The following is a 10237-nucleotide window of genomic DNA, read 5'->3' on the forward strand; positions in this document are numbered from 1 at the left end:
AGTTGTCGAGCTTTAGCGAGGCTACGAAGGCGGTGGGTCTGGCAATAGAGGATGTTGCCTGTGCCGCCGCTTTCGCAGCCAAGCCAGCTCCCACATTTTGAACGGTGTGCACCTGACACAGCCTGTAAACCCAATACCCTGTGGGAGCAACTGTGTTGATGGGGTTTACAGGTCAAAATCGCCTTTACCACACGGCGATGTGGGCGTCCGCTCGCGGCTCTGTGCCGCCGCACAACACGCCGCTGACCGGGTCGCGCAGGATGATTTGCCCGCGGCCGTAGTCGGTGAGGTCGCTGGCGATTTGCACTTGGTGGCCGCGGCGCGCCAGGGCGTTGGCCAGGTCGCGCGAGGCGCCTTGCTCGATGCCGACCTTCATCTCGCCCAGCCATTGCCAGCGCGGCGCGTCCAGGGCGGCTTGCGGGTTGAGGCCGAAATCCACCAGGTTCATCACCATCTGCACATGGCCCTGGGGCTGCATGTAGCCGCCCATCACGCCGAACGGGCCAAGGGCCTGGCCGTCTTTGGTGAGGAAGCCGGGGATGATGGTGTGGAAGGTTTTCTTGCCGGGCGCCAGGCAGTTGGCGTGGGTGGGGTCGAGGCTGAATTCCTGCCCACGGTTCTGCAGGGCGATGCCGCTGTCGGGCAGCACCACGCCGGAGCCGAAGCCGTGGTAGTTGCTCTGGATGAACGAGACCATGTTGCCTTCGGCGTCCGCCGTGGCCAGGTACACCGTGCCGCTGGCGTGGGGGTCGCCGGGTTTGGGTGGCTGGGCCTGTTCGCCGATCTGCGCGCGGCGACGGCTGCTGTAGTCGTCACTCAACAAATCGGCGACGGCCACGCGCATGTGCAGCGGGTCGGTGATGTAGTGCAAGCCGTCGCTGTAGGCGAGCTTCATGGCTTCCAGTTGGCGGTGCCAGGTTTGTTGGCTGTCGCGGTGATCGAAGCTGAAGCCTTCGAGGATTTTCAGCGCCATCAGGGCGACGAGGCCCTGGCCGCTGGGGGGGATTTCCCAGACGTCGACGCCACGGTAGTTGACGTGGATCGGCGCCACCCACTGCGCACGATAATCCTTGAGGTCAGTGGCGCGCAGGTAGCCGCCGCTGGCCCGGGAGTGGGCATCCAGGCGCTCGGCGAGGGCGCCGCGATACAGGCTTTCACAGCGGGTTTGCGCGAGTTCTTCGAGGGTGCGAGCCTGGGCCGGGTTGCGGAATAACTCCCCGGCCCGAGGCGCGCGGCCGTCGATCAAGAAGGTAGCGAACCAGGCGTCCAGCACCGGGTCGCGATGGGGGCTGAATTCATCCAGGGCGATCTGCCATTGATGGGCAACCACCGGCGACAGCGGAAAACCATCCCGTGCCAGGCGGATGGCCGGTTGCAGCAACTCGGCAAACGACAGCTTGCCGAAGCGTTGCGACAACTCGGCCCAGGCTGATGGGCAACCGGGCACGGTGACGGGGGTCCAGCCATACAGCGGCATCTGTTCATGCCCCGCTGCCTTGACCGCCTCGACACTCAAGGCCGCCGGCGCATGGCCGTTGCCGTTCAGGCCGTGCAACTGGCCCTTGCACCAGACCAACGCGAACGCGTCACCGCCCAGGCCGCAGCCAGTGGGCTCGACCACCGTCAACGCAGCAGCCGTGGCGATGGCAGCGTCGATGGCGTTGCCGCCCTGTTGCATGATCTCGATACCGGCCTGCGCAGCCAGCGGTTGGGACGCCGCGACCATGCCGCGCTGGGCAAACACGCTCTGGCGCTGCGACGGATAAGGGTACTCGTGAGCCGAAAATTTCAACATGGCAAAGGGTCTTCCACACTAGGTTTCAGGTCATAACACGCGGCTGAGAAACGCACGGGTACGTGGGTGGCTGGGGTGGCTGAAAATCTGTTCCGGCGGCCCCTGTTCGATCAGTTCGCCCTGGTCGAGCACCACCACACGGTCGGCCACTTCACGGGCAAAGCCCATTTCGTGGGTGACCACCACCATGGTCATGCCCTCCTCGGCCAACTCCTTCATCACTTGCAGCACTTCGCCGACGGTCTCCGGGTCGAGGGCGCTGGTGGGTTCGTCGAACAGCATGGCCTGGGGTTTCATCGCCAGGGCGCGGGCAATCGCCACCCGTTGTTGCTGACCGCCGGAAAGCATCGACGGGTAGTGGTTGGCCTTGTCCGCCAGGCCGACCCGCGCGAGCAAGCCACGGGCCTGCTCCAGAGCTTCGGCACGCGGGGTGCCGAGCACGTGGATCGGCGCTTCGATGATGTTTTCCAGGGCAGTCATGTGCGGGAACAGGTTGAAGCGCTGGAACACCATGCCGATGTCGCGGCGCTGGCGGGCGATGTTGCGCTCCGAATCACGCACCAGGCTGCCGTCGCTGCGTTCGCGGTAGCCCATGGCACGGCCGTTGACGCGGATGCGTCCGCCCTGGATGTCTTCCAGCAGGTTGATGCAGCGAATGAAGGTGGTCTTGCCCGAGCCCGAGGCGCCGATCAGCACCACCACTTCGCCGCGCCGCACTTGCAGGGAGATGCCCTTGAGGATCTGCAAGTCGCCGAACGACTTGTGCAGGTCTTGGGCGTCGATGATCAGTTCGTCACTTTTGTGCGCCATGGTTAGCGTCCCCTCAGCAGTTTCAAGGTGCTGCGCCCGAACATGCGGCTGGAGGCCGGTGGCGGCGCCGAAGGCCGGTCGGACTGGCCGAAACGCGCTTCCAGCCAACGCTGGAAAAAGCCCCACAGCGTGGTGAGCATCAGGAAGTAGATCGCCACCACCAGGTACAACTCGAACACGCGGAACGTCGCCGAGGTGACCATCTGCGTGCTGAGCAACAACCCCTGCACACCGATCACGCTGACCAAGGTGGTGTTCTTGAGCATCACGTTGAACTCATTGCCCAATGGCGGCACGATCACGCGGAACGCCTGGGGCAACACGATGCGCCGCATCAGCTTGGCGAAGCCCATGCCCAGGGAACGCCCGGCCTCGTATTGGCCCTTGTCCACCGCACCGATACCGGCGCGGATGATCTCGGCCATATACGCGCCTTCGTTGAGGCCCAGGGCGATGATGGCCGCCTGGATATTGCCGGGCACAATCAGGCCGAACAGCTCGATGTCCTCGAAACGAAACAGCCCGCCCGCCGCCAGCGCCGTGTACAGAAACACGATCTGCACCAGCAGCGGCGTGCCGCGCATCAACCACACATAAAACCGCACCGGCAGGTGCAACAGCGGGTTCTTCGACAGGCGCAACAGCGCCGCCGCCAGCCCCAGCGCGCACCCCAACAGCATGGCCAGCACGCTGATCAGGCACGTCAGCCAGAGCCCGTTGAGGTAAACCCCGCTAGGCTGTAACAGGTACTGCCAGAACACATCCCAATTGAAATTCATCGCCGCCCTGCCTCAGTCGAGTGTGTCGCTGCTGACATGCCATTTGTTCAACAACTGCACGTAGCTGCCGTCGCTGCGCATATCGCTGATCACCTGCTGCACGGCGGCAGTCAGTTGTGGATCGTCCTTACGCATGCCCAGACCGGTGAGGATGCGGCTGAACGCCGGCACACCTTCCTCGAACAGATCCGGGGCCATTGCCGCGTAATAACCGGCGGTTTCCACTGTAGTGCCGTAGGCGTCCACCTGACTGATGCGCAGGGCCTGGAAGGCGTCGGTGTCGGTGTTGTACACCACCAGTTTCATCGGTGGTTTGCCGGCCTTGGCCAGGCTTTCGTTCTGGGTGTCGAGCAGGGTCTTGATGGTGGAACCGTTGAGCACCGCGACCTTGTGCGCGGACAAATCATCCAGGGTCTTGATGCCCTTGGGGTTGCCCTTGGGCACCACCACCGACTGGCTGGAATACATGTAGTTGACGATATCGATCACCTGGCGCCGTTCGGGCTTGTCGAACAGTTGGTCGACGATCATGTCGCACTGCTGCGCGAGCAAGGCCGGCACCAGGCCAGAGAACGGGATCACCCGCCACTGCACCTGTTTGTCGCCCAGGCGCTTGGCGATTTCCAGGCCCAGGTCGACGGTCAAACCGCGCGGTTTCTGCGCTTCATCGAAGGACACCAGGGGCGGTGAGTCCATCCCCGAGCAGTAGGTGAGTTTGTCGACTTTCTGCAAGCGCTCCGGCACTTGGAGTGCCGCAACGGCTCCTTGTGCGCAGAGCCCGAGGGAGACAGCCACCAGCAAGGCGCGGCGTTTATGCATGACCAGACACTCCAGTTCGTTGGTTAACGGGGCAGGACTCAAAGTCAAAACACGGGCGGGCTTGGGCCCACCTCTGATTATTTTTCCGATTGCAAAAACTGGATCAGCGCCGGCACGGTGCCTTCGATGTGTTCACGCACCACGGCTTCGGCGCGGGCTGCGTCGCCGGCGCGTATGGCATCCAGGATCACCGCGTGTTCCTGGCGGGCGCTGAGGGGTTTGTCGCCGTGCTGCAACCACAGGCGCATGGGCGCTTCCACCAGCGAGTACAGCGCCGAAATCTGCTTCATCAAACGCGGGCGGCCACTGAGGCTGCACAGGTATTCGTGGAACGCGCGGTGACGGCTGACCCACGCGGCGCTTTCGTCGCGGTAGTCATCCATTTCGTCGAGCATGCGTTCCAGGGCGGCCAGTTGGCGCTCGCCGATCCGCCCCACTGCGACACGCACCGCCAGGCCTTCGAGAGCGCTGCGCATCTCGAACACTTCGTGCAACTCGTCGATATCCAGGCCGCTGACGATGGCGCCGCGATTGGGCCGCAGCGTCACCAGGCCCTGGGCATCCAGGCGGCGAAACGCTTCGCGCACCGGCATGCGGCTCATGCCGATTTCGCTGGCGATGTCTTCGGCAATCAGCCGGTCGCCCTTGCGGTAACGGCCGTTGCAAATGGCGTCGAGCAGGAAGTTGTAGGCCTCCTCCTCGGCAGTGAGGGGCTGGCGGTCAACGTAAGCGGGGGCAAATTGCATCGGCAGCACCTTTTGTATTTTTGTATCCAATTATCCACGAATACAAAAAAGCAGGATGCGTGCCAACTGATCTGGGGATGAACCAAGTGATTGATTCGCATGGAGTACCAGGAAAATCTCGGTAGTCGAGCCAAGAGCTCGTGCAGGAAATTGCTACCAAATGGCTCAGAAAGCGCACCGTCTGTGGGCTGAAGTAACGGTGAGTGCCCATGAATGCTGCCAACTCCGGGAATAGCCCACACAAAAATAGGCGTTCAGGCTGATGAACTTTGTTTTAAGAAGGAACTCAGCGATGCCCCGTCGGGTCGGGTGATGTAGGTACTTTCTTCTAACTTCAAGGTTGGGCCCGATGAAACAGACATCCTTCGTCGCCATGGAGCATGCCGGTAGCACTCAGCAAGCTTTACACGCCCCCTTCACCGCCAGCTGGCTCTCGACCCAATACCCTCTGGACCTGAGCGATTTTGAAGCCTGCCGGAACACCGAGTCGGGCGCAGTCTTCATCATTGCCTCCGGACCATCAGCCAAGTCGTTTCCCATCGGGCAATTTGCGCACGTGCCAATGATCACGATGAATGGCGCCATCTCGATGTTTCTGGACACTGACATCAAGCCGTACTTTTACGCCTGCACGGACAGAAGTTTCTCCGAACAGCAGCCCGATTTATTCAAACACGCCATGGCAATCAGCCAGAGGGTTGCGCTGTGGGAAGACCACGCGCGATCTGCACATGTTCGCCCCACGGGTCGGCTTTACCCGTTGTCCAAAGCCAAGCGGCCTTCCTGGCTGGAATCTGTGCTGGGCAAACACAACGCATTGGTCGTCAATCATCCCTTGCTGCCCAGCCGCGAAAGACCGCTGGGGTTCAGCAAAGACATGAGCGAGGGCTTTTTTGATGCGCGAACCGTGGCCTATCTGGCCATACAGCTGGCGTTCCATGTGGGGTTCACCCAAGTCTTTCTGGTGGGCGTTGATCTGGACGAGCGCTCAGGCAGGTTTTACGAGAACGCAGAATCCACTCACTCACCCTGCGGGCTCGATCAACACTACTTCACGCGCATATTGCCGTCGTTCGAATTGATGTCCGACAAGGTTATCGGTGATGACTTCAGGGTTTACAACCTGTCTGACATCTCGAGAATTCCTGACAGTGTTGTCCCTCATGCCACCCTGGCAGATGTTGAGGACATGCTCGCGTAAAACAGCGGAGCCAGAAACGAGAAGCCCGGCGCTGGGCCGGGCTTCAATGCAACAACGTCAGGCGCTAACGATGCTTGTTCTTGTGTTTATGCTTGTTGTTGCCTTTGTGCTTCTTACCATCCGATCTATGACTACTCTCATCATCTGCCAGGTTATTCCCCAGCGCGCCGCCGGCTGCACCCCCTACACCAGCGCCGATAGTCGATCCCGTTGTGCCTCCGAGACGATTACCAATGAGTGAGCCGCCGGCTGAGCCGATACCGCCACCTATTGCGGCTTCCGCTCTGTTGCCTCGTTGAGCGCCGACAGCACTACCGGCGGCACCACCAACACCTGCGCCTACCGCTGCGCCCGTTGAGCCACCGAGCTGTTGACCTACGATATTGCCAAGTGCACCACCAACGCCGCCTCCAAGGGCGGCGGTGCCATCTCCGGCAGCCATCGCTCCTTGCGAAATGAGGGCGCCCAAGACCAGGGCGGGTAGTGTCATTTTCATTTTGTGAACCTCTATGGGTTGTCAGCAGGCGCTCACGGTTTCAAGCACGCCTAGCATTAGGATTAGAACAAAAGGCCGAAGTTCTATACCGACTATGCCCAGGGGCGAATGGTTGTAACAAGGTATGCCGTGATGGAGGCGGCGATGCAGTCACTATAATTGGGGCAGGAGCCCCAGATACGACAAACCCCGCGTTGGGCGGGGCTGTGAGTGAACAGCTTTCTTCTGGATTTGCTTCAGCTTCTTTGGCGTGGGCTCGCATCCGGCCGCAGACTGCATGGAGCAGGCGTGAAGTCCCGCAAAAATCACGCGCATGAAAAAGGCCAATGCTGTGAGCATTGGCCTAAATCACTGAAAAATATGGTCGGGACGGAGTGATTCGAACACTCGACCCCTAGCACCCCATGCTAGTGCGCTACCGGACTGCGCTACGCCCCGACTAGGCGTGTTACTGGGTTTGCTTCATAACGAAGCGACCCGAAATATACCGCAAGCTTTTGAAATGTGGAAGTATTTTAAAAGCTTGAATCACTTCTTCAAAACCACCAGCACATCTTCCAGTTCGGCGATCATCTGGCGGATCATTTGCTTGTATTGGGTGGTGTCGTCTTTGGCTTCATCACCGGACATGCGCTGACGCGCACCGCTGATGGTGAACCCCTGGTCGTACAACAACGCGCGGATCTGTCGGATCATCAGCACGTCCTGGCGCTGATAATACCGACGGTTCCCGGTGCGTTTGACGGGGTTGAGTTGAGGAAACTCCTGCTCCCAATAGCGCAGCACGTGCGGTTTTACCGCACAGAGCTCGCTGACTTCACCAATGGTGAAGTAGCGTTTGCCTGGGATGACGGGTAGCTCGTCGTTATGACTTGGTTCCAGCATAAGCCTCAACTCGGGCCTTCAACTTCTGCCCTGGACGAAAGGTGACCACACGGCGAGCCGTGATCGGGATTTCTTCTCCCGTTTTTGGATTGCGGCCAGGCCGCTGGCGTTTGTCCCGCAGGTCAAAATTGCCGAAACCGGACAATTTGACCTGCTCGTTGTCTTCCAGAGCGTGTCTGATTTCTTCAAAAAACAGCTCGACCAATTCCTTGGCCTCGCGCTTGTTCAGACCCAGCTCTTCGTACAGACGTTCCGCCATCTCAGCTTTCGTCAAAGCCCCCATACGTCACTTCCTTAACGTGGCGTTCAACCTTTGTTCGAGCGAGGTGAGGATATTTTGTGTCGTGCTATTCACCTCATCGTCATTAAGAGTGCGCGATGGATGCTGCCAGGTCAAGCCAACTGCAAGGCTTTTTCTATGCGGATCAATACCTTTACCCTGATAGACGTCAAATAGCCTGAGGTCTGTCAGCCATTCCCCTGCATTTTCACGGATTACATCCAGAACGGCAGTGGCGGCCACTTCACGGTCGGCGATCAAGGCCAGGTCGCGGCGCACTTCAGGGAAGCGCGACAGCTCGCTGAATTTAGGCATCTTGCCAGAAGCCACTTCAGCCAGGACCAGCTCGAACACAAACACCGGACGGTCAAGACCGAGGGTTTTCGACAGTTCCGGGTGAATGGCGCCCACAAAACCGACCAAACGCCCTTCACGCTCGATGCGCGCAGTCTGGCCCGGGTGCAACGCCGGGTGGCTGCCTGGCAGGAAGGTGAAGGCATCCAGTGCACCCGCGAAGCCCAGTACCGCTTCCACGTCAGCCTTGACGTCGAAGAAGTCCACGGCATCGCGGCCCTGTGCCCAGCCTTCCGGCAGACGGCTACCGCACACCACGCCAGCCAGCATCGGCTCTTGTTTCAGGCCATCGAGCTGGCCGACAAAACGCAGGCCGCTTTCGAACATGCGCACGCGGTCTTGCTGACGGTTCAGGTTGTGGGAAAGTGCTTTCACCAGGCCTGGCCACAGGGACGAACGCATGGCCGCCATGTCGTTGGAAATCGGGTTGGCCAGCAACAGCGGCTCGACGCCCGGGTTGAACAGTTCGAACTGCTTCGGGTCGATGAAGCTGTAGGTCACCGCTTCCTGGTAACCACGAGCAACCAGCAGGCGACGCAGCTCAGGCAGGTGCGCACGCGCCTCAGCCTTGGGTTGTGGCGCCAGACGCGCTTGCGGGTAACGAACCGGCAGGCGGTTGTAGCCGTACAGGCGCGCCAGTTCTTCGATCAGGTCAACTTCGAGGCTGATGTCAAAACGATGGCTTGGCACTTCAACGTGCCACTGCCCTTCTCCACTCACGGAGATCGCCAGGCCCAGGGCCGACAACAGTTGCTCGATTTCAGCCGGTTCGATCACCAGGCCCAGCATCTGCTCGACGCTTTTGGCACGCAGGGTGATCGGCGCAACGGACGGCAAGAACTGTTCGTTGACGGTTTCGGTGATCGGGCCGGCTTCGCCGCCGGTGATTTCCAGCAGCAGGCCGGTGGCGCGCTCCATGGCTTCACGGGCCAGCTGCCAGTCCACGCCACGCTCGTAGCGATGCGAAGCATCGGTGTGCAGGCCATAGGAACGGGCCTTGCCAGCGATAGCGATCTGGTCGAAGAACGCGCTTTCAAGGAAAACGTCGCGAGTGGTAGCGGACACACCGCTGTGCTCGCCCCCCATCACGCCGGCGATTGCCAGGGCGCGGGAGTGGTCGGCGATGACCAGGGTGTCGGCGCGCAGGCTGACTTCCTGACCGTCGAGCAGCACCAGCTTCTCGCCTTCTTCGGCCATGCGTACGCGGATGCCACCGTTGATCTCGGCGAGATCGAAGGCGTGCAGCGGTTGACCCAGCTCCAGCATCACGTAGTTGGTGATATCGACGGCAGCGTCGATGCTGCGTACGTCGGCGCGACGCAGACGCTCAACCATCCACAGCGGCGTTGGCTTGGACAGGTCAACGTTACGGATCACACGGCCCAGGTAACGCGGGCAGGCGTGTGGCGCCAGCACTTCGATCGGACGGACTTCGTCGTGTACAGCCGGCACGCTGGCAACCACTGGACGGGTGACCGGCGCGTTGTACAGCGCGCCCACTTCACGGGCCAGGCCGGCCAGGGACAGGCAGTCGCCGCGGTTCGGGGTCAGGTCGACCTCGATGCTCGCGTCTTCCAGCTCCAGGTAAACACGGATGTCCTGGCCTACTGGTGCATCAGCCGGCAGTTCCATCAGGCCATCATTGCCCTCGCCTACTTGCAGTTCGGCTTGGGAGCACAGCATGCCGTTGGACTCGACGCCACGCAGCTTGGCCTTCTTGATCTTGAAGTCGCCCGGCAACTCGGCGCCGATCATCGCGAACGGGATCTTCAGGCCCGGGCGCACATTGGGCGCTCCGCACACGACCTGGAAGGTTTCCGCGCCGCTGCTGACCTGGCACACACGCAATTTGTCGGCATCCGGGTGCTGCTCGGTGCTCAGCACCTCGCCCACGACCACACCGCTGAAAACACCGGCGGCCGGCGTAACGCTATCGACCTCAAGACCGGCCATCGACAGACGGGCAACCAGCTCGTCGCGACCTACCTGCGGGCTTACCCAGCCACGCAGCCATTGTTCACTGAATTTCATCCTGCTCTCCTAAAGATTCGTTACGACTAGCGAAATTGCGC

General features: G+C 60.9%; 10 protein-coding genes and 1 tRNA gene. 1 reads left to right on the top strand and 10 read right to left on the bottom strand.

Going from position 1 to position 10237, the window contains the following annotated elements; all coding sequences use genetic code 11:
* Nucleotides 1-184: 184 nt before the first annotated feature.
* The 5 genes from DBR46_RS07845 to DBR46_RS07865 all read right to left on the bottom strand — a co-directional run bounded on the left by DBR46_RS07845 (nucleotide 185) and on the right by DBR46_RS07865 (nucleotide 4949).
* Nucleotides 185-1795, bottom strand: coding sequence for a gamma-glutamyltransferase family protein (locus DBR46_RS07845; protein ID WP_124525701.1), 1611 nt, complete (start codon nucleotides 1793-1795; stop codon nucleotides 185-187).
* A gap of 30 nt (nucleotides 1796-1825) precedes the next feature.
* Nucleotides 1826-2605 (bottom strand): amino acid ABC transporter ATP-binding protein, encoded by a 780-nt coding sequence (locus DBR46_RS07850; protein ID WP_124525702.1) that lies wholly within the window; start codon nucleotides 2603-2605, stop codon nucleotides 1826-1828.
* 2 nt (nucleotides 2606-2607) lie between these two features.
* Nucleotides 2608-3384, bottom strand: coding sequence for an amino acid ABC transporter permease (locus tag DBR46_RS07855; protein WP_124525703.1), 777 nt, complete (start codon nucleotides 3382-3384; stop codon nucleotides 2608-2610).
* Between the two features lie 12 nt (nucleotides 3385-3396).
* Nucleotides 3397-4203: an ABC transporter substrate-binding protein gene (locus tag DBR46_RS07860; protein ID WP_124525704.1), complete on the bottom strand. Its 807-nt coding sequence runs from the start codon at nucleotides 4201-4203 to the stop codon at nucleotides 3397-3399.
* A gap of 77 nt (nucleotides 4204-4280) precedes the next feature.
* On the bottom strand, nucleotides 4281-4949 hold the full coding sequence (locus DBR46_RS07865) for a GntR family transcriptional regulator (RefSeq protein WP_124525705.1): 669 nt from the start codon (nucleotides 4947-4949) through the stop codon (nucleotides 4281-4283).
* 349 nt (nucleotides 4950-5298) lie between these two features.
* On the opposite strand from DBR46_RS07865, the gene DBR46_RS07870 reads away from it, so the two are divergent.
* Nucleotides 5299-6150 carry a lipopolysaccharide biosynthesis protein gene (locus DBR46_RS07870; RefSeq protein ID WP_124525706.1) on the top strand — a complete coding sequence of 284 codons (852 nt, stop codon included), beginning with the start codon at nucleotides 5299-5301 and terminating at the stop codon, nucleotides 6148-6150.
* A gap of 64 nt (nucleotides 6151-6214) precedes the next feature.
* Here DBR46_RS07870 and DBR46_RS30490 read toward each other — a convergent pair whose 3' ends face one another.
* From DBR46_RS30490 to pheT, 5 genes are all read right to left on the bottom strand, one after another.
* Nucleotides 6215-6646, bottom strand: coding sequence for a glycine zipper domain-containing protein (locus DBR46_RS30490; RefSeq protein WP_124525707.1), 432 nt, complete (start codon nucleotides 6644-6646; stop codon nucleotides 6215-6217).
* Between the two features lie 361 nt (nucleotides 6647-7007).
* Nucleotides 7008-7084, bottom strand: a tRNA-Pro gene (locus tag DBR46_RS07880).
* 90 nt (nucleotides 7085-7174) lie between these two features.
* The gene (locus DBR46_RS07885; protein ID WP_010209127.1) at nucleotides 7175-7531 is read right to left on the bottom strand and encodes a MerR family transcriptional regulator; all 357 of its coding nucleotides are present in this window, start codon (nucleotides 7529-7531) and stop codon (nucleotides 7175-7177) included.
* Nucleotides 7512-7814 (bottom strand): integration host factor subunit alpha, encoded by a 303-nt coding sequence (gene ihfA / locus DBR46_RS07890; RefSeq protein WP_002553164.1) that lies wholly within the window; start codon nucleotides 7812-7814, stop codon nucleotides 7512-7514. Before ihfA ends, DBR46_RS07885 begins: the two co-directional genes overlap by 20 nt.
* Nucleotides 7815-7817: 3 nt before the next feature.
* Nucleotides 7818-10196 carry a phenylalanine--tRNA ligase subunit beta gene (pheT, locus tag DBR46_RS07895; protein ID WP_124525708.1) on the bottom strand — a complete coding sequence of 793 codons (2379 nt, stop codon included), beginning with the start codon at nucleotides 10194-10196 and terminating at the stop codon, nucleotides 7818-7820.
* Nucleotides 10197-10237: the final 41 nt, after the last annotated feature.

The organism is Pseudomonas sp. KBW05 (assembly GCF_003852405.1).
GTDB lineage: Bacteria > Pseudomonadota > Gammaproteobacteria > Pseudomonadales > Pseudomonadaceae > Aquipseudomonas.